This window comes from Collinsella sp. BA40 (assembly GCF_008014645.1).
Lineage (GTDB): Bacteria > Actinomycetota > Coriobacteriia > Coriobacteriales > Coriobacteriaceae > Collinsella.
In genome coordinates, this window is the sequence record NZ_VOWY01000002.1 from 139,215 (window position 1) to 166,053 (window position 26,839).

Annotated in this window: 16 protein-coding genes and 1 tRNA gene; 8 read left to right on the forward strand and 9 right to left on the reverse strand. The window is 62.1% G+C overall.

Features of this window, described 5'->3' with window-relative positions; all coding sequences use genetic code 11:
- Positions 1-430 precede the first annotated feature (430 nt).
- On the reverse strand, positions 431-1,498 hold the full coding sequence (gene rlmN / locus E4J93_RS01715) for a 23S rRNA (adenine(2503)-C(2))-methyltransferase RlmN (RefSeq protein ID WP_147587750.1): 1,068 nt from the start codon (positions 1,496-1,498) through the stop codon (positions 431-433).
- Between the two features lie 139 nt (positions 1,499-1,637).
- Here rlmN and E4J93_RS01720 point away from each other — a divergent pair, with 139 nt between their 5' ends.
- Complete coding sequence (locus E4J93_RS01720) at positions 1,638-2,597, forward strand: D-alanine--D-alanine ligase (protein WP_147587814.1); 960 nt, start codon at positions 1,638-1,640, stop codon at positions 2,595-2,597.
- Positions 2,597-5,506: a helicase C-terminal domain-containing protein gene (locus tag E4J93_RS01725; RefSeq protein WP_147587751.1), complete on the forward strand. Its 2,910-nt coding sequence runs from the start codon at positions 2,597-2,599 to the stop codon at positions 5,504-5,506. The genes E4J93_RS01720 and E4J93_RS01725 overlap by 1 nt, the downstream gene beginning before the upstream one ends.
- Here the strand turns inward: E4J93_RS01725 and E4J93_RS01730 are convergent.
- A complete protein-coding gene (locus tag E4J93_RS01730; protein ID WP_147587752.1) occupies positions 5,497-6,435 on the reverse strand; it encodes a WYL domain-containing protein in 939 nt (312 codons plus the stop codon). The genes E4J93_RS01725 and E4J93_RS01730 overlap by 10 nt on opposite strands.
- Positions 6,422-7,468 (reverse strand): YafY family protein, encoded by a 1,047-nt coding sequence (locus tag E4J93_RS01735; RefSeq protein WP_187231557.1) that lies wholly within the window; start codon positions 7,466-7,468, stop codon positions 6,422-6,424. Before E4J93_RS01735 ends, E4J93_RS01730 begins: the two co-directional genes overlap by 14 nt.
- Positions 7,469-7,750: 282 nt before the next feature.
- On the opposite strand from E4J93_RS01735, the gene E4J93_RS01740 reads away from it, so the two are divergent.
- Positions 7,751-11,233 carry a M28 family peptidase gene (locus tag E4J93_RS01740; protein WP_147587754.1) on the forward strand — a complete coding sequence of 1,161 codons (3,483 nt, stop codon included), beginning with the start codon at positions 7,751-7,753 and terminating at the stop codon, positions 11,231-11,233.
- Positions 11,234-11,307: 74 nt separating this feature from the next.
- On the opposite strand, the gene E4J93_RS01745 is transcribed toward E4J93_RS01740, so the two are convergent.
- Entirely contained in the window at positions 11,308-11,532 is a 225-nt protein-coding gene (locus E4J93_RS01745; protein ID WP_147587755.1) for a glutaredoxin, read from the reverse strand.
- A 147-nt stretch (positions 11,533-11,679) separates the two neighbouring features.
- On the opposite strand from E4J93_RS01745, the gene E4J93_RS01750 reads away from it, so the two are divergent.
- Positions 11,680-11,922, forward strand: coding sequence for a hypothetical protein (locus tag E4J93_RS01750; protein ID WP_147587756.1), 243 nt, complete (start codon positions 11,680-11,682; stop codon positions 11,920-11,922).
- Between the two features lie 742 nt (positions 11,923-12,664).
- Here the strand turns inward: E4J93_RS01750 and E4J93_RS01755 are convergent.
- Positions 12,665-16,930, reverse strand: a complete 4,266-nt coding sequence (locus E4J93_RS01755; protein ID WP_147587757.1) for a SpaA isopeptide-forming pilin-related protein — start codon at positions 16,928-16,930, stop codon at positions 12,665-12,667.
- A gap of 305 nt (positions 16,931-17,235) precedes the next feature.
- Between E4J93_RS01755 and E4J93_RS01760 the strand changes: the two genes are divergently transcribed.
- Positions 17,236-17,310 (forward strand) — tRNA-Gly (locus E4J93_RS01760).
- A 67-nt stretch (positions 17,311-17,377) separates the two neighbouring features.
- Here E4J93_RS01760 and purB read toward each other — a convergent pair.
- The 3 genes from purB to E4J93_RS01775 all read right to left on the reverse strand — a co-directional run bounded on the left by purB (position 17,378) and on the right by E4J93_RS01775 (position 20,251).
- Positions 17,378-18,727, reverse strand: coding sequence for an adenylosuccinate lyase (purB, locus tag E4J93_RS01765; protein ID WP_147587758.1), 1,350 nt, complete (start codon positions 18,725-18,727; stop codon positions 17,378-17,380).
- 115 nt (positions 18,728-18,842) lie between these two features.
- Positions 18,843-19,436, reverse strand: a complete 594-nt coding sequence (locus tag E4J93_RS01770; RefSeq protein WP_147587759.1) for an iron-sulfur cluster assembly scaffold protein — start codon at positions 19,434-19,436, stop codon at positions 18,843-18,845.
- Positions 19,437-19,495: 59 nt separating this feature from the next.
- On the reverse strand, positions 19,496-20,251 hold the full coding sequence (locus E4J93_RS01775) for a hypothetical protein (protein WP_147587760.1): 756 nt from the start codon (positions 20,249-20,251) through the stop codon (positions 19,496-19,498).
- A gap of 146 nt (positions 20,252-20,397) precedes the next feature.
- On the opposite strand from E4J93_RS01775, the gene E4J93_RS01780 reads away from it, so the two are divergent.
- Positions 20,398-21,942 (forward strand): helix-turn-helix transcriptional regulator, encoded by a 1,545-nt coding sequence (locus tag E4J93_RS01780; RefSeq protein ID WP_147587761.1) that lies wholly within the window; start codon positions 20,398-20,400, stop codon positions 21,940-21,942.
- Here E4J93_RS01780 and E4J93_RS01785 read toward each other — a convergent pair.
- Positions 21,939-23,294: a coproporphyrinogen III oxidase family protein gene (locus E4J93_RS01785; RefSeq protein WP_147587762.1), complete on the reverse strand. Its 1,356-nt coding sequence runs from the start codon at positions 23,292-23,294 to the stop codon at positions 21,939-21,941. The genes E4J93_RS01780 and E4J93_RS01785 overlap by 4 nt on opposite strands.
- A gap of 547 nt (positions 23,295-23,841) precedes the next feature.
- Between E4J93_RS01785 and E4J93_RS01790 the strand changes: the two genes are divergently transcribed.
- Positions 23,842-24,564 carry a 4Fe-4S binding protein gene (locus E4J93_RS01790; RefSeq protein ID WP_147587763.1) on the forward strand — a complete coding sequence of 241 codons (723 nt, stop codon included), beginning with the start codon at positions 23,842-23,844 and terminating at the stop codon, positions 24,562-24,564.
- A gap of 15 nt (positions 24,565-24,579) precedes the next feature.
- Complete coding sequence (locus tag E4J93_RS01795; RefSeq protein ID WP_147587764.1) at positions 24,580-26,832, forward strand: aldehyde ferredoxin oxidoreductase; 2,253 nt, start codon at positions 24,580-24,582, stop codon at positions 26,830-26,832.
- The last annotated feature ends 7 nt before the right edge of the window (positions 26,833-26,839 follow it).

Genomic DNA, 26,839 nt, shown 5'->3' on the forward strand with positions numbered 1-26,839 from the left:
GGATTGCTGCGGCGATTGGATGCTATCCCGGACTATGAGAAGAGCTGCCAATTGGCAGCTCTTCTGTTCTATACGAGGGTCTAGCCGTTCAGACGTGTCTCACTGAGTAGTTGCAGGATTCGGAAATGACACAGTGAGATGATGGTTCAGGTCGAGAGGGGCTTGGCTGGATGGTGACAAAGGAGCCCGAGTAGATGTAAAATGCAACTAAAGGTGAGGCATAACTGAAAGCATGATGGGTTCTTCCTGCCATCGAATGCGGGCGCCTCGCAACGCCGGTTTGAACAACGTGGTGTCCCTACCGGCGGTTATGTAGTGTTCCCCTATTCTTTACGCTCGTGATCGGAGCCCTTCCAAAGGCTTCGAGCGAGACAAAAAAAACGGGGCCCGAAGGCCCCGAATGTTTCATGTGAAACGGTGTCTGCTCGTGTTAAGCGTTCGGCAGAATGATCTTCTTTGCGGAGTTGCGCCGCTGCTTGAGCTGGCCGCATGCGGCGTCGATATCGCCACCCCTAGAGTGGCGCACGGTGGTCTCCACGCCATACATGGTGAGTCGGCGCTGGAGGGTCTCAACCTTTTCCATCGGCGAGGGCTTGAGGGGGCTGTCAGGGATGTCGTTGAGCTGAATCAGGTTGACGTGGCACAGGGTTCCCGTGCAGAACTCGATAAGAGCTTCCATTTCGGGATTGTTGTCGTTTACGCCGTCGATCATAGCGTATTCGTACGTCGGACGACGCCCGGTCTTCTCAACGTACTGCTGAATGGCCTCGTGCAGGCGCGGCAGCGTGTATTTCTTAACGCCGGGCATCAGCTTGTTGCGGGTGCTCTGAACGGCGGAGTGCAGTGAGATGGCAAGGGTGAACTGTTCGGGAAGCTCGGCAAAACGCTTGATGCCAGGGATAATTCCGCAGGTAGAAACCGTGAGATGGCGCGCACCAATCTCGAGGCCGCCCGGTGCGTTGAGCATGCGCAAGGCATCGACGACATTGTCGAAGTTCATAAAGGGCTCGCCCTGACCCATGAAGACGACGCTGGTCACGCGCTCGCCGAAATCGTGAGCAACGTGCAGGACCTGGTCGACCATCTCCTGGGCCGTGAGGGAGCACGTGAGGCCCGCAAGACCGGTGGCGCAGAAGGCACAGCCCATGGAGCAGCCCGCCTGAGATGAGATGCACACGGCGAGCTTGTTGCGAGAGGGCATGCCGACGGTTTCAACGGACGTCCCATCGCTGAACTGGAGGAGATACTTGCGAGAACCGTCCTTGGATACCTGTTTGGCGATCTCAACAGGCGTGTTGAAAGAGAATCGCTCGGAGAGCTGCTCGCGGAAAGCCTTCGGGAGGTTCGTCATCTCATCGAAGGAGCATACGTTCTTCTCGAAGATCCACTCTTTCAGCTGCTTCGCTCGGAAGGCGGGCTGACCGAGTTCGCTGGTGAGCTCGGAGAGGTCTTCGATGGAGAGCGAGCGAATATCGCGCAGCGGTTTTGTACGTTCCATTTGGAGCCTTTCGGAAGGGGGAAACGAGTTGGTTCCTTATACAATAAGGTATCTGTAGCTATAACGGGGCGCACTCGATATCCGTATGGAAAAAATGCAGGATATCGCCGTCTTTTCGTATGAGATGGAGGACAGAGAGATGGGTTTGGTGGCTAGGGAAGACGCACGTATTGCCGTTCTGGCGGGCGGCAGCTCGAGTGAACGCGATATCTCGCTTGCATCGGGCGGCAACGTCGTCGCGGCTTTGCAAGAGGCGGGCTTCGGCTATGTCGAGCTCGTCGACCCGGCATCTGATGACTTCGTTCACCATCTTGCCGACGGCTCGTTTGACGCCGCGTTCATCGCCATGCACGGCGCCGGAGGTGAGGATGGTAAGATTCAGAGCCTGCTCGAGTATCTTGGTATCCCCTACACCGGTTCCGACGTCACCGCAAGCGCGTGCGCTGCCGATAAGGACCTTTCCAAGCTTCTGTATGCTCGGGCGGGTATCCCCATCGCGCCCGGCGTTACGCTCAAGCAGGGCGATACGATCGACGTGGACGAAATCCTCTCTGTCGTTGGCGAGAAATGTTTCGTGAAACCTGCCGTGAACGGCTCGAGCTATGGCATTACGTACGTGAAGCGCGCCGAGGATCTGCTTCCCGCAATTGAGTATGCCTTCACGTTCGACACCAAGGTGCTCGTCGAGCGCAAGGTGGAGGGCGTTGAGATCACGGTGGGCGTGTATGGCGGCAGCAGCGTCGAGGCGCTGCCGATCGTCGAGATCCTGCAGCAGGAAGACGCCGAGTTCTTTGACCTGCGTGTGAAGTACATCTCCCCCGATAAGATTCATCGTATCCCGGCTCAGATTTCCGAAGCTGATTACGCCCGCGCCCAGGAGCTGGCATGCCGAGCCCATCGTGCCCTGGGATGCTTCGGCCTGTCGCGCAGCGACTTCATCGTGTCGGCCGACGGTCCGGTGATCCTTGAGACCAATACCATCCCCGGCATGACGGATACCTCACTGTTCCCCGATGAGATTCGCCATACGGACCACCTGGTGTTCCCGGAGGTCTGTGCGAGCCTGGTCGAGATGGCCGTCGAGCGAAGCGAGCAGTAATGAGCCTGTCTGCAGCAAGGCTAAGCAAATTCGAGGCCGCGGTGCTTCCCGGCACCCCATCATTCGTGATAGAGGCGTATTCCACGCTCGAGGAGCGCGCCCGGCATCGTTCGTTCGGCTTGATCGAGGACGATGTCGTCGTGCTCGATACGGAGACCACGGGTCTTTCAGTGCGCGATAACAAGCTGATTGAGATCAGCGCCGCCCGCCTGCGTGGTCGGGAGGTGGTCGAACGATTCGATACCTTCGTGAATCCCGGGATGTTGATTCCGCGGGAGATCACGGCGCTTACGAGTATCACGAACGCAGATGTGGCCGATGCTCCCGCGAGCGTCGAAGCGGTGGCCGCCCTGGCGGAATTCGTCCAGGGCGTGCCCGTTATTGCCCATAACGCCGTGTTCGACCGCTCATTTATCGAGGCCGTGAAGGGCGGCGTGCATGTGAGCGATATCTGGATCGATTCGCTCGCCCTGTCGCGCATAGCCTTGCCGCGCCTGGCGTCGCACAAGCTCTCGACGATGGCCGAGCTGTTCGGATGCGATGCGGTGTCCCACCGTGCTGCGGATGACGTGGATGCGCTGTGCGGCGTATGGCGCATCCTGCTGTGTGCACTTGCCGATCTGCCTGCCGGACTTATGCGCCGCCTTGCGGATATGCATCCCGATGTGAGTTGGTCGTACCGGCCGATCTTTTCGTTTTTAGCCGGAGAGAATCCCGATGCGGTGTTCTCGCTGCCCGCCGCCCGCGCCGACGTGGTGCGTGCGGACACCTCTCCCGAGCGCATCGATGCAGACGAGCTGCCGGTTCTCCATATGCCGCAGCGTGCTGAAATCGAGGCGTGCTACGCGCCGGGTGGCCTGGTGAACAGGATGTATCCCACATACGAGCCGCGGCCCGAACAGATCGAGATGGCCGCCGAGGTGCGCGATGCCCTGGCAACATCCACGCATCGGGTGATCGAGGCGGGTACCGGCGTCGGTAAATCCATGGCATACCTGGTTCCGCTGGCCGAAGCCGCGAAGCGCAACAATATCACCGTGGGTATCGCGACGAAGTCGAACAACCTGGCCGATCAGCTTATGAATCAGGAGCTGCCGAAGCTCGCGCGCGAGCTCGAGGGCGGCTTGACGTACTGCGCGCTCAAGGGGTTCGATCACTATCCGTGTCTGAGAAAGCTCGAGCGCCTCACCCGCGCCCGCGAGATCGTGACGGATCGCGATCCCGCCGATACGCTGACGGCCATCGCGGTGATCTACGCATTTGCATGCCAGTCCCCTTCGGGCGACCTGGATGCCCTGGGTATTCGCTGGAAGAGCGTGAACCGCGCGGACCTCACCACGGGGTCGCGGGAGTGTGCGCGCAAGCTCTGCCCGTATTTCCCCGACAAATGCCTGGTACACGGCGCGCGTCGACGCGCCGCGCGCGCCGATGTCGTGGTGACCAACCACTCGCTGCTGTTTCGCGCCGTGGCGTCCGGAGGCAAGATCTTGCCGCCTATTCGCCATTGGGTTATCGACGAGGCGCACTCCGTGGAGCGCGAAGCGCGCCGCCAATGGGCGCTGAGCGTTTCGGCTGAAGAAGCTCGGCTGCTCTTCGAGCGCTTGGGCAACGAGCGCACGGGCGCTTTAGGCGCTTTGGTAAACCAGCTTGCGGGCAGCGATGCCGCAACGTTGTTCATGGGAATCTCTGCCAAGGCGACGTCTGCCGTCCAGCGCGCGTCGCTGGCCATGGCCGAGTTGTTCGAGGCCGTCCGAGACCTGGCGGGCCGGCAGCGGACGGCGGGCGGATATGATAACGCCAACGTGTGGATCGGCCCCGAGATGCGCGATGGCGTGGCCTGGGCCGCATTCGCCGAGGTTGCGCATACGGCTCTGGACGCCCTGGACCAGGCGCATAAGAACCTGGCATCGCTTGTCGAGACGGTTGGTGCCGAAAAGCCGGAATTCGTGGTGGATGTCGCCGACGGCGCCCGCCGCATGAGGGAAGCGATGGACGCACTACGGCTTATCGTGGACGGCACCGATGAGCGCTACGTGTATTCCCTGCAGGTGAACCGCAGGCTGCGGGCAGGCGGCGAGGCCCTTACGGCCGAGCGCATGGATATCGGCGAGGCGCTTGCGGAGCAGTGGCTCCCCGAGGTTCATAGCGCGATCTTCGCTTCGGCAACCATGACGGTTTCGAAGGACTTCACCCATTTCAATCATGCGGTGGGCCTCGACCGGCTGTCCGCGGGCTCGCACAAGACGCTGCGGCTGGATTCGAGTTACGATTTCGACCGCAATATGGCTGTTGTCGTGGCGGGCGACCTTCCGGATCCGCGCAATCGCGAGGCGTACCTCGACGCCATGGAACGCCTCCTGCTCGACGTTCATCGCGAGATGGGCGGCTCCACGCTCACCCTGTTCACCAACAGGCGCGACATGGAAGAGCTCTACGCGCGCGTCGAGCCGCAGCTGGCGCGAGATGGCCTTGAGTTGGCCTGCCAGCTCAAGGGGTCGAGCGCCAAGCAGCTGCGCGATCATTTCATTTCGGAGGAGTCCTCGTCGCTGTTCGCGCTCAAGGCGTTTTGGGAGGGCTTCGATGCGTCGGGCGACACCCTGCGCTGCGTGGTGATTCCGAAGCTACCGTTTGCAAGCCCCACCGAGCCGCTGGCATGCGAGCGCAATATTCGCGAGGACCGTGCCTGGGCGCGCTACGCGCTACCCGATGCGGTTCTTGAAGTGCGGCAGGCTGCGGGAAGGCTCATTCGCACCTCGACCGATAGGGGCGTTCTGGTGCTGGCCGATTCCCGCTTGCTGAGCAAGGGATACGGTAAGAAGTTCCTCGCCTCCCTGCCCACGGGCTATCAGCAGATAGCCGCAGGACAGGTCGGTCGGTACCTCCATATGTGGCGCTCGTCTCACGAGTGACGATGCTGACGGGAGAGGCTTCTTGCGTATGCGAGGAGCCTCTCTTTCATGTCGGCGGGGCTTGCGAGCACCGCCGCGCCGCCGCTGGATAGGATCCGGTCGAAGAGCCAGGTCTCAGATGCCACGGGGACGCGCAGTTCGACGCGTCCGTCGTCGAGCGGAATCCGTTCGAGTCCCTGCGTCCAGGCGAGTTGAGCGGGAACGAAATCGGTGGCGAGGATGACGGTGGCAACCGCGCCGTTTTTCGCAACGCTTTCGGATGCGGCCTCTTCCCGTATGTCGTGCGCCTCGGCCGAATCGTCGGTCAGCTCCACCTTGGCGATGCGATCGAGGCGGTACATGCGCTGCGCATCGCGATCGATGTCCCAGGCGATTAGATGAGCGCTGTCGGCTTCCGTGGAGATGCGAACGGGATCGATCGTGCGCCACGATGCGGCGTCTTCGCGCGCGGAGCGGTACAGGATGCGGCAGCGCACACCGTCGCCGATCGCTTCGTGCAGGGGCTGATAGTGCCGCCCAAAGACCGGCAGCGATCCCAGGGTGGAATCCTCGAGCTGAAGGCGACCCAGGGGAAGCAGCGCGTCCGCAGCGCGCTCGCGCACGTCGTCGCTGATGTTCAGGCGTCCGAGCACGTGGGAGAGCACGGTGCTCTCTCCCAGGTCGAGGCGGATGGTTCCCACGAGGCCCGCGTTGCCTTCCAGTGCGATTTCACCGTCCTCGCAGGCGATGGCGGCGTGCGCGCCCGAATGGGAATCGGAGAGCGTGGAGACGCAGTCGACCACATCGGCGAGCTGTTCGGCGGTGAGGTTCAGGGCGGCTGCGGCCTGCGCGCGGGACACGCGATGGTTCGGTGCGTTTGTGAGCAGCTCGAGCAGGTTGATGCCGGCTTCGATAACGAGGTCGCCGGGTGTTTTCTTATGCGCGGTCATGGGCGGCCACCACCTTTGCAATCTGGTTGTTCCATGCTTCGACGAGCCCGCGGGGCGACAGCGGACGCATGCCCGTGCCGGCGTGCCCCAATGCGAAGGAGGCCGCTGCGGTCAGGTCGCGTGCCGGGATGGTCCAGGTGCGCTCGCCAGCGCTGCCGGTGCCGAGCGATCCGCGACCATGCGTTATCGCCTCGATTTCGGCTGCGGGAAGACCCTGCGGAAAGGTGAAGGAGGCATCAACGGCCTGGGTGTCGGCAAGGTCGAAGGGCAGGAACTGGTAGTCGGTCACGTTGAAGTCGTCGGGGATCGCGTAGGCCTTTCCCGGTTTGTTGACGCTGCGCACGCGGTCGACGCGGAACGTGCGCGCGGCTTCGCGGCCGTGGTCGAAGCCGACGAAGTACATGCACTCGTCCTGGGCGAAGAACCCCCATATATCAACGGATCGCTTTTTCGTGGTGGCGCCCTGTGCGTCGGTGTAGGTGAAGACGGCGTTCTTCCGCAACGTGAAGGCGGCCCACAGAGCCTGGAACACAGGATCGCCGCCGGCGGCGGCGTCCGAAGCGGCTGTGTGTCCCGCGGCCGCTGCGCCCTCGTTGTCGAGCTTCGCGATGATGTGCACGAGCGCGCTGCGATACGGGATGCCGGGTTGCCCCGCGTAGTCGCGAAGCGCCGCCAGGAGGATATCGGCGTCGTCGGTGGTGAGGATGCCGAGCTCGGCCTGGGTTTGCGTGCGGTCGATAACCCAGGAGCTCTCCTCGTTCTCCGTCGCGCCCTCAGCTTTGTGCTCGACGACGTGCACGCCGAAACGCGCCAGCTCATCGCGGTCTCGCTTGAATTTGCGTTTGTCCGAATCGGGATTTCCCGAGTTATAGCCCAGGTCGGCGTCGAAGATGATGTGGCTGGTGCTGATTGGCGTCTTCGATGCGTTGAGGACGAAGAACAGGTTGAGGATGCGCCGGGCCCAGTCGTCGTACCCAACGGCCTCATCCGCGGCTGCATCCCAGCCGGAGTTCGGGTGGCGTGTGCTGTCCATGTACTCGCCTTTCTTGCGTGATGGGTGGCCGCATGCATGGCTTGGTTTGTTTTCGCAGGTATAAGGCGCGTTGGACCACGGCATGCATGCGACGCGTGCGTCTGGATTGCATTGTAGTCGAATCCCGGCCCGCTATGGAATGCGCAGTCGCGATGCTGTTTGGTTCCGTGTCCGCGCGATGTGGTGCACCTGCATATAAGTAAGGGTATACTTTCGACTATATATAGGCTTACCGTGGGAGCGGTATGCTTGGACTATACGAATCAATGATGTGGAGCCCACATGGCGAATACCAGAAAGTACCTCAATCATCTCCTGCAGAACACGGGGATCACGCCCGCATGCAGTGAGGAGGAGCGCGCTGCCGCCGACATCGTTGCCACTATCTTCAGAGATCACGGATTTCAACCTGAAATCCAGGAGTTCAGCGCATCTTCTGGCGGCAAGATCGCCCAGGCGGTCTATGGCATCCTGGTCTTTGTCGGCGCCATTCTCATGGGTGTCGGCGGGTCCGTCGGCTTGGTCGGTTTGGTTCTGACGCTCCTCGGCGCCGTTCTCTATGTGCTCGAGCGTACGGGTCACCCCATGTTGTCGCAGTTCGGCAACGGTGGCCTGAGCCAAAACGTTATCGCCTACCATCAGGCTTCGGGACCGCTCGCCTCGCCGCGCAACCGCCCCGTCGTCGTGGTCGCCCATTACGACTCGCCGCGCGCGGATTTTCTCTCCCAGGCACCGTTTGCCAGCTATCGCCCGATCATCGTCAAGCTGCTTCCCTTTGCCATGGTCGTGCCCGCGCTGATCGCCGTGGCGTGCCTCTTCCCCGTGCCCGTTGCCGCTAAAACCGTGCTGTGGATCATCGGTATCGTGGTCGCGTTGGTACCGATGGTGTATTCGGTATCCATTCTTGCCAACAAGTTCATCCTGCCGTATACCTCCGGCTCGGTATGCAACAAGTCTTCCGTTGCCGCAATGCTTGGCGTGATGGATGCCGTCGCCCCGTTCGAGGGCGCCCACGAGTTCCCCGCGGACAAGCCCTTCCACGAGTTCATGGAAGAGCAGCAGTCCTATGCGCCGGTGGAGGATGAGTTTGGCGATTTCGAGGACGAGGGGCGGATGGAGCCCGCATACGGCGATATCCAGCCTGGTCAGGAAGTCCCTGCTGCCGCCAACACGGCTGTTGAGCCGGCTGTGGCTCCCGAGCTGATTTCCGATCAACCTTCTTCGGCCACGTTCGAGCTGTATGATGACGAGCCGCTGTCTGGCGCCACTACCACGATGACGCGCGACGACCTGGTTGCTGCCGGTCTTGCGCCCGTGGAGGCGCAGGGCGCTGATGCCGACGCGCTTGCCGATGCTCCCTATGTGCACGAATCCGAACCTTCGGTCGCTCGTGGTGTCGAGTCGGAACCGGAGCCCGAGCCCGAGCCCGAGCCCACGCTGCCGCGCAATGCCGTCGGCAATCTGCGCTATGGCGCCGATATCATTCGAGCGCTTGGCATGGTTGGGGAGGACTGCGCGTTCTTGTATTCCGCCGATGCGCTGCCCGTGATGCCCGAGCCCGTCCAGCAACCCGTGGGTCCTGCGCCTACTCAGGTCTCCGAACCCGTGCATCGAGAGGAGTCCCGCGAACAGCAGGCTCCAGCTTTTGAGCCCGCACCCGTCCGGGTCGAGGCATATCACGTGCCCGAGCCCGTTCCCGCGACAGAGCCCGTTCCCGCGCCCGAGCCGACCTATGTGCCCGAGCCGGTCCGCGCTTCCGAACCCATGGTTCCCGAGCCCGCTGCGGAGGAGCTCGCACAGCCCGAGGCGTCTTTCAGCCAGCAGGCATACGACGATCCCAGTATGTGGGAGGCTCCGCAGACCTTGCAGGGCGAGGCATTCGAACAGGTAGACGAGATATCAGAGGTTCTTGAGCCCACGCCGTTCGACGGCGCGGATTCCTTTGACGACCTTGCCGCGTCCGTCGCCAGCGAAGCCCAGGACATCGTCGATGAGCTTCCGGCTGAAGCCGCGGCCGAGGATGAGTTCCCCTCGCCGTACCAGCAGGTCGAGGAGGATACGAGCGACTATATCCTCGAGGCCGAGTGGGAGGTTATCGAAGAGGAGCCCGAACCCGAGCCGGAGCCCGTCGATGCCGAGGTCGAAGGGGATCTTGTTCCCGAAGCTGACACCGAGGACGATGAGCCCGTTGCAGAGGATGCTTCTGTCGAGCAGGCTGACGTTGCCGGCACCGTATCGATTGATGCTTCCGAGATGGACGGCGCCACCGCTGTATTCTCTATGGACCAGCTCGAGCACACGGCGGTCTTCGGTTCTTCGCCGATCGAAGCCGAATCGACCGAGGCTTACGACGAGGAGCTCGTGGAGGATGAGCTTCCGTCCGTCGATGCGACCGAGGTTTTCGAGGCCGTGGCGATCGAACAGCAGATAGACGATCGTGTCGAAGAGGATGCAAGCGAGGGCTTCGAGGCTGAAGCGGTTGACGAGATGCCCGTCGAACTCGATGACCATGAGCTGTCCAGCGTCGCCGATGCATCCGATGGGTCTTCGGAGAATGGCTTGCAGTCCGATGAAGCACCCGCTGAGGAGGAATCTCGGATCGCGCTCGATCGCACGATGCCCGCTGCGCCGGTAATCGCTTCCGATCAGCCCTCCGCCGAGCCCGCGGCCGCTCCTGGCCAGACGATGGCCGTGCCCGCGGCGGTCGAGTCCCGCTCCGAGCAGCCCGAAGCGGCTGATGCTGCGACGATGCAGGCCGAAGCGCAGCCGGCTTCCCGTCCACAGCGCGCCCTTAATATTCCATCTATCGAGGCTTCCCAGCGTCCCGCCCCGCGCCGCATTCCCAGCGTGCCGGGTATCGAGGCCCTGCAGCAGACTTCGAGCCGAGCGCCGCTGTTCGATCTCCCCGACCCCTCGGTCAAGCCCGCCGATCCCTTTGCTCCCGCTCCCGCTTCCACCACGTCGGCCGCCACGCGCGGTTTCTCGGTTGTTGAAAACACCTCGGCAGGCGCTCAGTTGTCTTCCAACCAGGAGAGCAAGCCCGAGGAAGCGAAGCAGGCTGAATCCTCGAAGACATCCACCCCGACGGAGAAGCCGCGCCGCGGTCTCGCCCGTTTCTTCGGTAGGAAGAAGAAGCAGCAGGATGACAGCATGAGCGGTTGGCTCGGCGTCGACGATGATTTCGATGCCAAGCGCAACGGCAACGAGATTGGTTCTTGGGACAATTTCGACGACGACAACGGTTGGAAGGGCGGCGCCGCGGGCCCTGAAGGCGTAGGCGAAGACGAGCTGCGCGACGCCATCACGTCCATGGGCGACGAGGAGCTCCTCGGCCATGATATCTGGTTCGTCGCCACCGGCGCTTCCGAGTGCGGCAACGCCGGCATCAAGGCCTTCCTCGATACTCATCGCGATAAGCTTCGCGGCGTGTTCCTCATCAACCTCGAAAGCGTTGGTTCCGGCCAGCTGGCCGTTCTGGCAAGCGAGGGTGAACAGCGTGTCCTCAAGGGGGATAAACGCATTCTCAAGCTCGTGCAGCGGGTATCCGCCGACTTCCATCATGAATTCGGCGCCGTCGATATGCCCTTCGTGGATACCGATGCGTACGAGGCCATGTCTCGAAGCCTGCGCTCGCTTACCATCGCCGGCATCGATGGCTCTCATTTCGCATGCTCGCATAGCGAGGAGGACCAGCCGTACAACGTTGACGAGGGCAACGTAGCCCTGGTATCCGATGTTGTGACCGAAGTCATCCGCCGCTCGTAGCGGATGGGGAATAGCATGGCATGAAAAAGGACCCGTATGGGTCCTTTTTCATGCCGGTGGAATAAGCGGCGGTATTAGCGGGTGCGCAGAAACGAAATGATGTCGTCGGATTCATAGAGCGGCGACCCATTGATGAACAGGCAGGGTACCTGGCGCTTGCCACCAACCTCCACGAGTGTCTTTGCGGCCTCTTTGTCCTCGTTGATGTTCTTGAGCGTGACGCGGACAGACATATCCTTGAGAGCGTTGAGCACCTTGATGCAGTAGGGGCAATAGGGGCTGTAGTACAGTTCGAGCACGGCGTGCTCCCTTCCAAAACGGTTGATGAGAGAATCACATCAACCGTGTACCCAATTTCTGCAAGATGCTCGCATATGTTGGCTTGCCAGCGTAGAATGTCGGGTATTACGTAGACGTATGTGCGGATCTGGTTTATCGGAGGGCTTGTGTTTGCATTCATGAGGCGTCACTGGGCTGCATATCTGATCGGTGCCGCGCTGGCCGTTGCCATGGGCTTCGGTGTCTCTCATTTTCTTGGGGAAAAGTGGTCGACTCCAGCTGATGTGCGCGCTGAGCGCGTTGCGGCCGAAAAATCAAACAAGAAGGCTGCTGATCAGCTGGCGGATATGTCCGATGGCGAGCTTTCTTCCTCCGATCCTTCTGATTCCGCGGACGTGCCCAGCGAATAGCTCTCCTGGGGGCTTACGTATATAACGAGGGTCCGCTCCCTCCCCGCTCGCTGGTTCTTTGTGCATGTCACCAAGGTGAGGGCGCTGCGTGCCCTGCTTATAAGCTCGTCGCAATCAGATTCGGCTACAGCGGCGTCCTTCTTGATGGCGTGGAGCCATGTGCGCAGCTCATCGGCTGTGGCGAAGGAGAACCGCTGAATGGTTTCGTATGCTTTGTCGACGCGACAGGCGAACGCCGGTGTAAAGCTGATCATGCAACGGCCTTGTTGGAACCAAGTCGCTTCGCCCATTTCGCTGAATACATCCGCTTTGAACGCTCTGGCTAACGAGGTAAACCCCAGTCCCGGTATACCGAGATTGTGTCCGTAGACCATGAGGTGGCGCGTTTCCGTGCAGCGCGCATCTAAATATGGCGTTCCCGTCCGTTTTGGTTGGCCATCGATGCCATGTCGCAGATACCAGTCGGGTGGTTGGTTTGGCGAGGGCTGAGCTATCCAGGTTGATATGCCGGCGCTTTCTACGACGAGGTGACCTACGCCAGCCCCTTTGGAGTCGGCTTTGCTATCGGTTTGAAGATGTCGTTCTATCGGTTGGAAATGCGATGGCGGGTCGCTGCAAACGGGCACCGCCGAGCTGAGGACCATGAAGCAGGTGAGCGCCGTATAGGCGCATAGGATCAGGAGCAGCGGTCGATGGCCGCGCCGGCCGCGCGCATGCACGCCACGGCCGGCGCGGGGAGCCCTTACCGCTTCCGCCTTGTCGCAAGGGTTACCATGCATAGGCATGCGAGGCCTCCAACGATGAGAGCGGGGGTAAGCGGGAAACCTGTGTTTGCCAGTTCCGGTCCCTCGTGCTTGGGCGTCTGGGTAACGTGATCGCTGTCGTGATCCTCCAGCTGCTCGCCCCCTCCGTTTCTATACAGATGCACGGATGCCTCGTTCTCCAGGTGCGTTCCCTCCTGATAGGCGTTGGTAAGGCGCATGGTGAGAATCGCGGGTGCATCCGCGCCATCTTCGTCATCTGCGGGAATTGCACCGCAATCGTCATGCCGGTCTTTTATATGGCTGCGGTTCCATCCGTCCGAGCGCGTGGTGAACCCGTCATCTACGCGTCCATATTCCATGCGGATGGCAACGATTTGCTCCCCTGCTTTCAATTTGAGCGCATCGACTGCGAGCTCGGTGGGTGCGTCGGCTCGCAATCCCTGGGCCCATAGCGTCCAGCCGTCGTATGATAGCGAGCGCCCGTCGGTTCCAAGTACCTCAACGACTTCGGGTTGATCGAGCCAAGGGTTGGTATGCCCATCGTCGCGCGTGGCATTAGCGTCGCTGGTAGTAGGGGCTCCTGCGTTTTTGGTTCGATACCAAACGTTGACCAGGCCGTCGAAGTCTCCGTGCGCTACGGGCGTCGTAAGGGATTCGAGCGTGGCGAGGCCTGCTTCGGCGGCGGCCAGGCGGTCGTCGATCGTAAACTCATCAACCCAGGTATTGCTCGTATTGCGCGCATCGATGCTGTATCGATAACGGCCGTCGGGGGACGCGGTGACCGCTGCCTTGTTGGCGCCATCTCCGTTTTCAACGGTATTGGCCGCAATGGGGTCGGCAATCTGCTGTCGCTTGTCGATTTCTCCGGCTATCTCGATGGGTTTGTTATAGAGCGCGACATGCTGGATCTCGCCGGTTGGGAGCACCTCGAAGGTGCAGCTCGATTCATAGTCATACGTGCGAGGCGTGAGCCGTTCCACCAGGGTATAGATGCCAACGGGCATCTTGTCGATGCGGTGTGGGGTATCCCCGCTCACCCAGCTGCACACCTCGTTGCCGTCGCTATCGAGGATGCTCAAGTGGGCTCCGGGCACCTCTTCTTCCGTCGTTATATCTCGTTTGGAAACCTCCATCTTCGTGTAATCGTTTTTGAAACCGAGGTGATGGTCGGTTTCCCCGTCAACGCGCCCGCGTTCATCGACATGGAGGTCGATAACCCGGTCATCCCTGAGGAACCCTGCAGGGGCATCGAGCTCGCAGAGGCGGTAGGAGCCGCGTTCGATATGGTCGAACACGGCGACCCCGTGCTCGTCCGTTGTGGCTTCATGCAGCGTGGCACCCGGTTTGAGCAGGATGGGCGCGGCTGCCATAGAGCCGTCCTCGAAGGTGAGATAGCACGGACGGTTGGCTGCAACGGTGCATGTACCCACGGGTTCCGAGTTGACCAGCACATCGTAGGTTCCGCTTGGGATACGCTCGATCATGTAGGCGTTCCAATCGGATGAAAGGACCGCCTCGATGGGCTTTACCAGAGCTTGCGACTGCTCTATCGACCCCGTCAGCCCAAAGAGGCCTCCGCGTACCTGCACGGTATAGGAGTATCCCGCCTTACATTCGAGCGGTAGCACGAGGCCGTGCTTATCGTCGCCCTTGTTGGTTATTCGGACTTCATAGTTTCCCGGGGTGATCCAGCTGCCATGTTGGGCGGAAATATGAGCGCCTTCGTCGTCAACGATGACGGCGGCCGCCCCGCTGGGAAGGTCGAAGAGTATTTCCGCGGTCGTGAGGGATGGCTGAACGGCAACGGTCAGATCATCGCTGGATGAGCGGAGGGCGAACGAGCTGTCGGGTCCATCCGTCGGCGCGGGCAGCTCGTCCCGTGTGTTCCAAAGACCGTAGGTCACGCCGCGCAGCGGGTCGTTCGTGCCGGTGACCGTCTTGTCGACCGTTACGCGCGTCGGTTTATCCTGCGTATCGGCATGCTGATGGACAACGGCCGCATGTTGGTCCCGATAGCTCAGGATGAAGGGAATGGGGGTATCGTCGAGGGCATGGCCCTGTGGCGGCACGGATTCGATGAACGCATAGTGCGCCATTCCGGAGCCAAGGGGAAGGTCCTCTATGCTTCCGGTGCCCGTATCGTCGGTGATGACTCGTCCGACAGTCTCGCCTTCACCAGCTTGAACGATCCCGTCGGGTGAAACCAGCGTCTCAAGGGCCACGACGTCGTATTCGGCGCCGGCCAAGGCCTCGCCCCCATCTGCACAGGTCTTGGTTATGCTTGCGGTTCCTCGGGCCTGGTTGTCGGCCACCTCGACTACGCATAGGGGTGCGATTTCGCCCTGGTCCGCCGCGATCTCGAAGCGCACGTCCGTTTCGGCGAGGATGTAGGGCGGTTGGGCGGCGGTTTCGCGGATGTAGTAGACACCGGTGGGAAGGGGTTGTGGCAGCGTGACGCTGCCGGTGGCATCGGTGGTGAAGATGCTTGTCGAGCCGTGCTCGGGATGCCAGGCCTCTAGTTCGACGGGTTCTTTTTCATTGTTGAGCAGCTGGAACGAGAATCCAGATAGTGCTACGCGCTCCCCGCTCGCGGCGTCGGTCTTTATAATCTGCACGCGCGACATCAAACGCGTGTTGTTCACGATATAGCGCAGGCACACGCCGTCTGCGAGCTGCTCGGGGGCGATGTCCCAATCGTCCACGCGCTCAAAGCCCTCGGGTACGGTCGATGCCACCTCGCGAACGGTATATCCCTTGGGGTCGTATGGTAGAGCCCCGGCAAGATCGTCGGTCTTGTCGCCCGCGCCGAACCAGTGTCCCCTAGTTGATGCAAAGCCATCGGCGCCCGTCGTGATGGTCCCCATGATGCGCTGCGATGAGCGCGAAACGATCTCGAAGGACACACCCTCTGCCGGGGTTTCGAGCTGGGAGCCATTGCCGGCGCCTTCATCGTTGAACTTCGCGATTTCGATATCGAAGGCAACGGGAGCTTCCATGAAATCGTCTGTTGGCTGTAGCTCGACGATACCCAGGTCGTTCATCTGGCCTGGCTGCGCGGTATAGGTATGGACGTTCGGGTCGAGCAGGTATCCTGCCGGTGCCTTGGTTTCTACAATCTGAAACGTGCCCAGGGGGATATCTTCAACGGTGAGCGATCCGTTGTCGTCGGTTGTGGCGTCCGTGCTCCATCCTGGTGCGGAGAGGGAGGTGATGCGGTATTCGGCGCCTTGAAAGCTCAGGTTGTTTTGGGGTCCGCCCTGGGTCGCTGCATCTTTCTTTTGAAGGACGAGGCGAGCACGACCAGGTTTGTCTTCAAGGGCGACCGATCCGCCATCGTCGCCGGTGGTGAATGGAATCTCTCGAGGGTCGAGTGCGAAGCCCTGGGGAGCCTTGGTTTCCTTGGCGAAATAGGAGGTGCGAGGTTTTAGCTGAAGCGACGCTGCGCCCTGGGCATCCGTGGTGATGCTGCCGACCTTTTCACGGGTGTCCCGCAGATGGATGTCGTAGCAAGCGCCTTCGAGCGCATAGCTGTCGTTGCCGTTCGTGACCTCGGCGCATGCGGATGTCTTGTTGAATCTAACGGTTCGAGATTTCTCGACGGTAACGATAGATTGATGCTCGAATGCAGGGATGCCGTTCGCATAGGTGGGTGTTTTGTTGAGCCAGAGGCACGAACAGCCTTCCTCGACACCTCCTCCGCCCGCCTGCTTATAGGCCAGGGCTTCTTGATAAAGACGCCATGCAGCGTCCTTGATGCGTGGATCCTCGATAAGGTTCCACCGTTCCATGTAGGCTTTGTTGCCGTGATAGGATGAGCCATCGCGGCCTACGTAGGTGAGTACGTCGGCGCGCTGGTCGGCGATGGCAAGCCATACGGCGTGCGCCGTTGCGGCTTCGGAGCGGCCCGCGTCAAGGCCGTAGACGGAATCGATCACCTCGCCGTCGTAGCCATGCCACAACACGTAATCGAGCTCGGGTATCTTGAGATCGCCGTAGTGCTCGAGCTTTTGGCCAACAACCGGCTGCCGCAGCCATCCTTGCGCGCAGTACGCAACGTTGCCCGTGCCGGCGCTACCGCGTATGAAATGCATCGAGCCTGTTGAATATGGATTGTCGACGAGCGAGGTGATCGACAGGATGCCATCGCCGGCCGCGCGTATAGCCTGCGGCATGGTAAAGCCGCCAAGCGCGAGGATCACGGCGATGAGAAAAAGGGTTGGTAGGGCGAATCGCTTGCGAATCATATCTGCTCCCTCCAGTAGCGATGGAAGGGCAGCTTAAACCCGGCGATTCTAAGAAAAACCGAACGATGCTAACAGCCGCCAAAAACGATTGCGAGCTCGATTCGAACAAGGCTTACATCCGCAGCTCAGGAGCCATGGGAGCGAGCGCTGCGGGGTATTCCCCGCACACGTGCGTGGCTGGGAATTCACGAAATGAACCATAAGAGAGACGGGCGCCGGCATGGCACCGCATGGAAAGCAAATGACATCTTGCCGTGCCTCGACCCGCGGGATATACTCATCAGGTGCACAAGTTGCACCATATCGCGGGCATCGCCAAGTGGTAAGGCATCAGCTTCCCAAGCTGACACTCGCGGGTTCGAGTCCCGTTGCCCGCTCCAGAAGAGCACCGAGCCCGGTACCGTAGCAGGTACCGGGCTCGTTTCATGCAGATGCCGGGGGCTCGCCCTATTCCTCGAAGGACAGGTGCTCCAGGCGGTCGAAGACGCTGTCGATGCGCGTGAGGAAGTCCCAGGGATCAAAGATCTCATCGAGCTTCTCGCTGGTCACGGTGCACTCGGGATCGGCTTCCAGGCGTTCGCGCAGGTTGGGTCCGGCTACGGCGTTGTGAACGTCGTCCCATACAGCCATGGAGTTGCGCTGCACGATCTTGTATGCGTCCTCGCGCGTGATACCGGTATCCACCAGCGCCAACAGCACCTTGGACGAATAGATGAGCCCACGCGTGAGGTCGAGGTTGGCCTGCATGCGGGCGGGGTACAGGATGAGTCCGTCCACGATGCGGATGAGACAGGTGAGCATGTGGTCGAGCGCGATGAAGCTGTCGGCCTGCGCGACGCGCTCGGCGGAGCTGTGCGAGATGTCGCGCTCGTGCCACAGGGCCACGTTCTCGAAGGCGACCTGGGCGTTCGACTTCACCACGCGCGACAGGCCGCAGACCTTCTCGAGCGTGATGGGATTGCGCTTGTGCGGCATGGCCGAGCTACCCTTCTGTCCCTTACGGAAGGGCTCTTCAACCTCGAGGGTGTCGGTCTTCTGGAGGTTGCGGATCTCGGTGGCGATACGGTCGCAGGTGGCGGCAGTGGTGGCCAGCACGCCCGCCACGTATGCATGGTGGTCGCGCGAGATGACCTGGGTGGACAGCGGGTCGTGCGCGAGGCCCAGGCGCTCGCATACGTACTCCTCGACGAACGGGTCGATGGAGCTGTAGGTGCCCACGGCGCCGGAGATGGCGCCCACGGCCACGTTCTTGCGCGCGTCGATGAGGCGGTCGAGGTCGCGCTTGAGCTCCCAGGCCCAGCTGCCGAACTTCATGCCAAAGGTCATGGGCTCGGCGTGGATGCCGTGGGTGCGGCCCACGCACAGGGTGCGGCGCTCCTCGAAGGCGCGGCGGCGGCAGATCTCACCCAGCTTGCGCACGTCGTCGATGATGATGTCGCAGGCCTGCGTGAGCATGTAGCACAGGGCGGTGTCGCCCAGGTCGGAGCTGGTCATGCCGTAGTGGACCCAGCGGCTGGGCTTGGGTTCGCCCTCCGGAACCTCGGCATCGATATGCTCGCCCATGTTGGTGAGGAACGCGATGACGTCGTGGTGCGTGACGGCTTCGATGGCGTCCACCTCGGCGCGGTCAAAGCCGGCGTGCTCGCGGATCCATGCGGCCTCTTCCTTGGTGATACCGCAGGTGCCAAGCTCGGCCTGCGCCTCGCATGCCAGCACCTCGATCTCCTGCCAGATGGCGTACTTGTTGTCGAGCGAGAAGATGTGGCCCATCTCCGGGCGGGTGTAACGATCGATCACGGATGACTCCTTTTTGACGATGCGCGCGGCGGCGCCGGTTCGTGCTGACGACTATTGTACCGTGCGCGCCGAGCGGGGCGGGTTTGACACGGTGCACGGCACGGGGGCGCTCCGGCTATTCGATCTCGCCCAGCTCCCTCATCTCCTGGTCGACGCGCTCATCGCGCAGGGAGCAGTTTTCGGTGAGCAGGCAGTTGGCGCACATGTAGTCGCATGGGATGTAGTCGTTCAGCTGCGCGAGCGAGAAGCCCTTCACGCGCAGGCAGTAGTCGCCGATGAGCGCGCGGACGGCTTCGGTGCCGTAGAGCAGCGTGTAGCGGCGGCTGGAAGGCAGGCCTCCGAGCCGCTCATCGAGCTCCTCCTTCGTGATGGCGAGGGCCTGCTCGAACGTCATGCCGCGCAGGCGCTCGGCGAGGGCCGCGGCGCACCCGATGGCGGCTAGGCAGCCGTGGCTGCGAAAGCCCACCTCGACGAACGTCTCGGTATCGGGGTCGATGCGCGCGAACAGCTGCATCTGCACCGTGCCGCGCTTCTCCTTGCCCACGCTGCAAAACGCGTTGGCGCCTTCGGGGATGCCGAACGCCGCGGTGTCGGCGATGATATCGAGGGTCGCATCGGCGTATTCGGTGATGGGTGCGTCGTTTTCGATCTGGTACATGTCGGGGGTGCGGAGGAACGGCGTGTCCTCGGTAAGGCGCTGCTTGGCCATGGGGATACCTTTCGCTTGAAGGGGTGATGGTTGGGGCGGGGCGCCCGCCTACGGCGGCGCTACGGGTTGCGGACCTTCTCTACGCCGTACCACTCGGCAAGCGCTTTGCCCTGCGCATCGCTCAGGTACAGCGTCGAGTAGAAGAATGTCTCGTTTTCACTGGTGAGGCACGTGTGAATGTCGCTGAATGCCTCTTCTCCCTGAAGCTGCTCGAACAGGTTGCGGGTTTTGTCGGTGGGCCACAGGTAGGGCGGGTTCATGAACGAGAGGATGGAGACGGGTCGCGGATAGGTGCGCGATTCCGTGCGAACGACATCGATGAACGTGGTGATATCGTCGTTTTCGGCGGTGAGGAAGAGGGCGTGAGCGAAGCTGTTCGAAAGCAGCGGCTTGGAATACAGGTAGATGGCCTTCTTACCATAAAGCAGCACGATGTCGGAGACATCGGGCTCGGGCAGGAGCTCGCCTTCATCCGGCTCTCGGCCCGCGAGCTGCACGTCGAGCGGCGCCGGTGCGCTCATCTGGCCGATGGCGGGGCCGTCTTCGGCGTGCTCGTGTTCCTCGATGTAGCCCACGAGCGTATCTTCGAAGGGGACGCCATCCGGTCCTTCGGGTGCCAGAGCCAGCCGCTTCCAGCGCGCAGGCGTGGTGAGCTTGCCTTCGTATGAACGTTGGCGCAGGTCGGACAGGGCGCGGTCCATAGCGCGGACGCGCTCGTTGTGGGCGCGGACCGCCTCGAGTTCACCGGTGGAGAGCTCGGGTGCGGCCTGTTCGTCCGCGGCGGCTTCGACGCGCTGGTCTTCTTCCGGAGTCATCGCATACCTTTCACAAAGCCAGGGGGTCGTGTACACATATGCAAGCAAGTGTAGTACAAGGTATACTAACCTATCGCTTACAACGGTTTGCCTGGTGACTCCTTGCAGGTCGCTGGCTATACGATGCAGGATGGAGCGCAGGTTAGGTGCAGGGGAAAGACGCAGAACAGCAGATGCCGCCGCTCGGGTTCGAGGCGTACGGCGTGCTCCTCCACTCCGTCCTGGGTTTGGCGTTCGCCTCGTCCGTCGTGAACCTCTGCGTGCAGGCCGCGCACGCCACCACGGGCACGTCGATGCTGTCCGGATGGATCCTCTTCGCCTCCGCCTTCGTCATGGGCCTGTTGTTCTTGTCGACGCTGGTAATCAAGCGCTTCACGAAGCGCTCCGTGTCGCTGGGCGTGTTTTTGGCGATTCATCTCGCCGGCTTGTGCTCGCTGGTCCTCGCCCTCGCTTCATGGGGTCCCGCCGACCCCGATTCCACGCTGGGCTTGGCTCTGGGGACGGGCGTTACGGTGGGTAGCACCTATCTGGAGTTCTACTGGTTGCGCAAGCTGCGCGGCATCTCGGCGCAGGCGGCGTCGGTCGTGGTGTTCGCGGCCCTTGCGCTTGCCGAGACCATCACCTACATCCTGAGCTTCTCGGACAACGCGTGGTGGTATCTGGCCGGTACCGCGCTCACCTTCGGTCAGTTCGCCCTGGTGAGGTTGTCGCGCACGATGGACGCGCCGAGCGACTCGTTTCCCGCGGTCTCGGAGCTCTACTTTGGAACCGATGAGAACCGCTTCTCCAACCGCAGCTTCCTGGCCGTGGCCGCCGCGGGCATCTGGCTCATCTCCATTCCCATGGGTATGGGCCGCGGCTTTCCCGCGGGCGACCCGGTGTATATGAGCCTGGTTCCGCGCTTCCTCATCCTGGTGTTCGTGTGGATCGTCTCCCTGCTATGGGTGCGCAACGGCCTGCGCTCGCGCATGCGGGCGCTCACCACTAGCATCTGGGTGGTCATGCAGGTGCTTTTGGCCTTGGGCGCGGTCTTCTTCGCTATCTGGCCCAAGACGGTTTCCATCGGCGCGTCGTTCGTGATGGCGTCGTCGCTCGTGCTCAACGCGTTCGTGTGGTATCTCACCATCGCGTTCATCAGCTTCGGCTGGCGCGATCCGTACTACTACGCTTCCGCCGCGTGGATCGCCATGAACGTGCTCACGGTGTTGGGCATGCGGTTCGACGCGCTGCTCGACCGCATGATGCCCGACAACGCGCCGGTCATCATCTCCATCATGAGCTTGTTCGTGCTGGCGTCCGCCCAGCTGGTGTTCACGCGCCTGCTCTCGGCTCCCAGCGAGGCCGTCGAGGCGAGTCGGGCGCGCGGTCCCATCACCGAGGACGACGTGCGCAAGATTCCATTCATGGGCGTGTTGGCAATCGCGCCGCAGCAGCAGGCGCCCATGGTGAATCAGAAGCCCGACGTGCACACCGCCACGTCCGTGATGAAGATGGGCCAGCGCTTCGGCCTTACGGGCCGCGAGGTCGAGGTGCTCACGCTGTATGCGCTGGGCCATACGCAGGCGCGCGTGAGCGAGGAGCTACAGCTCTCCACCAATACGGTGCACACGCATATCAAGCGCGTATACGAGAAGACCGACCTGCATTCCCGTCAGGAGATCTTGGATTACATCTCGGAGTACGGCGGCTAGGCGCGTCCCGCTTCGTCGGCGGCCCGTGCCGCCGCGATCTGCTGCGCGGCGGAGTCGTCGAACATCTTTCTCTCGCAGGGCGGTAGCATCGCGCGCAGGCGGTCGCGCTCGGTATTCATGCCGATGAACACCTGTCGCATCATAGCCAATACCAGGTATCGCCCCTTGCGGGTGAGCGTGAGCTCGTCGGCGTTGTTCGTCGCGAACGCGCCGTTCGCCGCGAGGTAGCCATACTCCATGGGCAGGTCGTATTGGATGTAGCGGCCGAAATCGCGCTTCCACGCGCGGTTGTCGAGGCGCAGGCCAAACAGCTCGCGGCCCATGCGGTAGCGCTTCTCGTTGGCGGGTCCCATGTCGATGCGGGCGGTAACGCTCGTCGCGTGTTCCCCGACGCGCCGGCAATAGCCCGCCAGGGAGGAGTCGTTGGCAAAGATCTGGTCTCCTAGGAAGGAGTACCCGCCGCATCCCGCGGCCACGTATTCGCCGTAATCGACCACGTATTCATCGATCATGGCTTGTTTATCCTGGGCGAATGTATAGACGTCCGAGGCGTGGAAGCCCGCGCCGCCCGCTGCCGTGTCGGCCGTCATGGCATCGAAGATGGCATGGTAGAGGCGCTGCTCGCGTGCGGGGTCGACCTTGCCGTGGAAGCACGTCTCCATGAGGCGCTCGCTGCCGGGCGAGGTCATGAGCGGGTAATACGTGATCTGGTTGGCGCCCGTGGTGCGGAAGGTCTCGATGTCCCGCAAGACCATTTCCTCGGTCTGTCCGGGGAAGTTGAAGATCATATCCACGTTGAAGGTACCGAACATATCGTGCGTATTCTGGATGCGCTCGACGATCTGCTCGGCGCTGCCGTTTTTTCCATAGCGATCCATGCGCTTGAGCAGCGTGTTGTCGAAGCTCTGCACGCCCACGGAGAGTCGCTGAACCATAGCGGAGAGGCGCTCGAGCCGCGTGCGGTCCAAGTGCGGAGGATTGGTCTCGCATGACACCTCGCGGATGCTGGGGAACAGCTCTCGCATGTAGTCGATGGTGCGCTCGAGTTCGTCCATGAGGATGGTGGGCGTGCCGCCGCCTATATAGGCGGCGGGTGGTTGGTAGCCCAGGTCGCGGATCATGGCGAGTTCGCGATGGAGTGCCTGGAAGTACCTGCGCGCGGCGTCCTCGCGAAGCGGGAAGCGGGTGAAAGAGCAGTAGGGGCACAGCACGTCGCAAAACGGGATGTGGACGTAGAGCAGGTGCGCGTGGCCGGGGTTCGGCGCGGGAAGCGTGCCGGGGGCGTTTGTGGAGCGGAGCAGCTTGCGGGCACCGGCGCCAACGGTTGCGGAGAGGAGTCGTTCGGAAAGCATGGGACCTCCGGTTGGGTGACGGCCGCCTCCCTTCTCCCATGCCGTGCGGATGGGCGGGGAGGGGCAGGGCGAAGGGCGCGGCGTCGGCTTGGGAGCCGATGCGCCCGTGCGTACTGGTGGCCCATTGTGCGCCCCGCGCGGCGTTTCGTCCGTACCAGATGATCCTCTCGCGCCGTCCGAGCCGACGCTTCGCGCGCGGCGTGCCGTCGAACGGCGCCCGTCCTTATCCGAAGGGTGCGGAAAGGCTGCGGCGTATGGTGTTTTTGCGCGGCGCTCTGCCTTGATAAAGCGTTTGCTGTTGCTTTGCGCGTGCGTGCTACCAAAAGATAACCGCAGGTAGAGGGGGTACCCTATAACAGGTGACACGATTTTTACCTATCTGGCGCCCGCCGAACGGATTACCCCGAAAGCAGGTGAGCCCCTTGTGCGTCCGTCATGCACAATACAACCTGATGAGTCCTGTCCATAACGCCTGTGGTACGGATTCAAGGATATGGCGCGGGCGTCGTCCCGGACGTTCCGCGTGAAGTAGTAAAGGGAGGGAACTATGAAAGAGAACACCGCTTTGGAGCAGGTTGGCTCCGGCGCGGATCGCCTCGACTCCTTCTTCACCCGTCGTGGGTTCGTGAAGGTTTCGGGCGCATTCGTGGCGAGCATGGTGGCGCTCGGTCTCCTGCCGGACACCGCTGCTGCGGCTCCCACGAGCTCGAAGGGAAAGGTCGATTATTACGCGACCCCGTCCCACGTGCTCAAGGTGAACCGCGCCCGCTGCACCGGTTGCCAGCGCTGCGAGATGAGCTGCACGCTCCTCAACGACGGCGTGTCCCAGCCGGCCGCTGCGCGCATCCATGTGCACGACGGCTACCAGTACGGTAAGGAGCTCGGCTCCGGCGACGGCATCTTCTATTCGTGCGAGTGGAACGTGCGCGCCTGCCACATGTGCAAGACCGCGCTGTGCCAGACCGCGTGCCCCCAGGGCGCCATCGTCACCGATGACAACGGCGTGCGTCGCGTGGACGCCGAGAAGTGCGTCGGCTGCGGCACCTGCGTCGCCGCCTGCCCCTATCACATGCCCGTGGTGAACACCGTTACCGGCAAGTCTTCCAAATGCATCGCGTGCGGCCGCTGCGCCGAGCAGTGCCCCAACGGCGCGATCGAGCTCATCGAGTGGGAGGACGTGAGCCACTCCTCCGGCCCCACCAAGCAGGAGCACCCCTGGCCGCTCGTCTCCGAGCAGCAGGACTTTGTTGCCGGTGGCAAGATCGCTTAAGAATAGGAGAAGTAAATGGCTGAAACCTCTTACGGTTGGGCTGGCTGGATCGCCCGCGTCAACCTTACGAGCGGTGAGATCACCGAAGAGTCCGATGTCGAGATGCAGAAGGACTACATCGGCGGCATGGGCTTTGCAAACAAGATCATGTACGACGAGGTCCCCGCAGGCGTGAAGTGGATGGACGAGGAGAACAAGGCCGTTCTCGCCGTCGGTCCCCTGACCGGTTCCGGCGTGCCGCTGGCCGGTCGCTCCACCTGGTCCACGCTGTCCACCTTCACCAAGGACCACCTGGTTGTCGACTGCCACTGCGGCGGCCAGCTGGGCGCCACCCTCAAGTATTCCGGCCACGACGGCTTGATCATCGAGGGCAAGTCCGACAAGCCGGTCTACATCCTCATCGAGGACGATAAGATCTCCATCGAGGACGCCTCCGCGCTGTGGGGCAAGGGTGCGCGCGAGGTCAACGAGGCCCTGTGCAAGAAGCACGGCCTCGAGTGCTGCGTGGCCACCATCGGCCCCGCCGGCGAGAACATGCTGCCCTACGCCTGCGTTATGAACAGCCGCTCGCACTCCGCGGGCGCCGGCCTGGGCGCCGTCCTGGGCTCCAAGAAGTGCAAGGCCGTCGTCGTCAAGGGCACCAAGGCTTGCAACGTGGCCGACCCGCAGATGGTCGCCGACCTGTCCGATTACATGATCGCCCAGGTCCTGGGCTCCAACAACAACCATGTCGTGCCGAGCACCCAGCAGTCCTGGGCCGAGTACTACGACAAGGGTTCCCGTTGGACCGCTCGCAAGGGTCTGTACTGGGCGGCTGCCGAGGGCGGCCCCATCGAGACCGGCGAGCCCAAGCCCTTCGAGCCCAACACCATGGGCTACCGCTGCATGAAGTCCACCAAGGACCTCGGTCCCGCGGCCGAGAAGTACACCGTGAAGATGGCCGGCTGCCACGGTTGCCCCGTGCGCTGCTATGCCCAGGTGAAGGTGCCGCAGGTCCAGCAGGCCACCGGCTACGAGTCCTCGGGCAACACCTGCGTCCCCAACTTCCCCTTCACCGCCTACATGCAGCCCATGTGGCAGGTGCCGGGCATCCAGGAGGGCGAGAACAAGACGCTTACCGATCTGTCCGTCTTCTATAACCAGCTCATCTCGGTGACCGTGGACGACCTGGGCCTGTGGTGCAACTACGCCCAGCTCTACCGCGACCTGGCTTGGACCTACAAGGAGGGCCTGCTCGCCCAGCACTGCACCCCCGAGCAGATGGCCGAGTACAACTTCGACGCCATCTTCGCGGGCGACCCCACCTCGTTCATCAAGATCTTCCTCGACATCGCCTCCAACGACACCGAGAACAAGCCCATCTCCTGGCTTGGCCACGGTCCGTACGTGTGGACCGATGCCGACCACTGGAACCGTCCCGACTGGTTCGATAACAAGGCGTCCAAGCTCATCAACTATCGCGGCTGGCCGGTCCACCATTCCATCGAGTGCTTCGCGCAGGTGGGCGGTCTGTACAACATGGTGTTCAACCGCGACAACATGATCCACTCCGCCGTCAACCTGCAGGGCTGCGGCCTGCCCATCGAGCTTAAGAAGCAGATGGCTGCCGAGATGTTCGGCGGCGAGGACGCCATGGATCCGGACAAGAACTACACCCCCATCAACGAGCACAAGATCGAGTTCGCCTGGTGGAGCATCGTCACCGACGTTCTGCACGACTCCCTGTGCCTGTGCAACTGGGTGTGGCCCATGGCCATGGCACCGGCCAAGGAGCGCAGCTACCGCGGCGACCTGGACCTCGAGGCCCAGTTCTACACCGCGGTCACCGGCCAGAAGGTGACCATCGACGACCTGTACAAGGCCGCCGAGCGCATCATGACCCTCCAGCGCGTCAACACCGTCCGCGGCATGACCGACAAGGACGGCAAGATGGGCTGCAACGACATGCGCAACGTGCATGACGTCATCACCGAGTGGGTCTTCACGGAGGATCCCGACATCAAGCCCTTCACCCCGGGCACCGACAAGATGGAGCGCGAGGACTGGAAGAAGTCCCTCACCATGTTCTACAAGCGCTTCGGTTGGGACGAGAAGCTGGGCTGCCCCACCAAGCAGTGCCTGGCCGACCTGGGCCTGGAGCAGGAGTCCAAGGACCTCGAGGAGCTTGGCCTGCTGGTCGACGGCGGCGTTTCCTACGACGAGCGCACCCGTAAGTACGACGGCCTGCTGAAGAAGTACTGCGGCGACAACCCCGCGCTGAGCGCCTAAGTGGTCT

Bases quoted from the DNA above. Each gene is read 5' to 3' on its own strand.
- rlmN (WP_147587750.1), bottom strand. From the start codon at position 1,498: ATGGAACGTACAAAACCGCTGCGCGATATTCGCTCGCTCTCCATCGAA.
- E4J93_RS01720 (WP_147587814.1), top strand. From the start codon at position 1,638: ATGGGTTTGGTGGCTAGGGAAGACGCACGTATTGCCGTTCTGGCGGGC.
- E4J93_RS01725 (WP_147587751.1), top strand. From the start codon at position 2,597: ATGAGCCTGTCTGCAGCAAGGCTAAGCAAATTCGAGGCCGCGGTGCTT.
- E4J93_RS01730 (WP_147587752.1), bottom strand. From the start codon at position 6,435: ATGACCGCGCATAAGAAAACACCCGGCGACCTCGTTATCGAAGCCGGC.
- E4J93_RS01735 (WP_187231557.1), bottom strand. From the start codon at position 7,468: ATGGACAGCACACGCCACCCGAACTCCGGCTGGGATGCAGCCGCGGAT.
- E4J93_RS01740 (WP_147587754.1), top strand. From the start codon at position 7,751: ATGGCGAATACCAGAAAGTACCTCAATCATCTCCTGCAGAACACGGGG.
- E4J93_RS01755 (WP_147587757.1), bottom strand. From the start codon at position 16,930: ATGATTCGCAAGCGATTCGCCCTACCAACCCTTTTTCTCATCGCCGTG.
- E4J93_RS01770 (WP_147587759.1), bottom strand. From the start codon at position 19,436: ATGGCCAAGCAGCGCCTTACCGAGGACACGCCGTTCCTCCGCACCCCC.
- E4J93_RS01775 (WP_147587760.1), bottom strand. From the start codon at position 20,251: ATGACTCCGGAAGAAGACCAGCGCGTCGAAGCCGCCGCGGACGAACAG.
- E4J93_RS01785 (WP_147587762.1), bottom strand. From the start codon at position 23,294: ATGCTTTCCGAACGACTCCTCTCCGCAACCGTTGGCGCCGGTGCCCGC.
- E4J93_RS01790 (WP_147587763.1), top strand. From the start codon at position 23,842: ATGAAAGAGAACACCGCTTTGGAGCAGGTTGGCTCCGGCGCGGATCGC.
- E4J93_RS01795 (WP_147587764.1), top strand. From the start codon at position 24,580: ATGGCTGAAACCTCTTACGGTTGGGCTGGCTGGATCGCCCGCGTCAAC.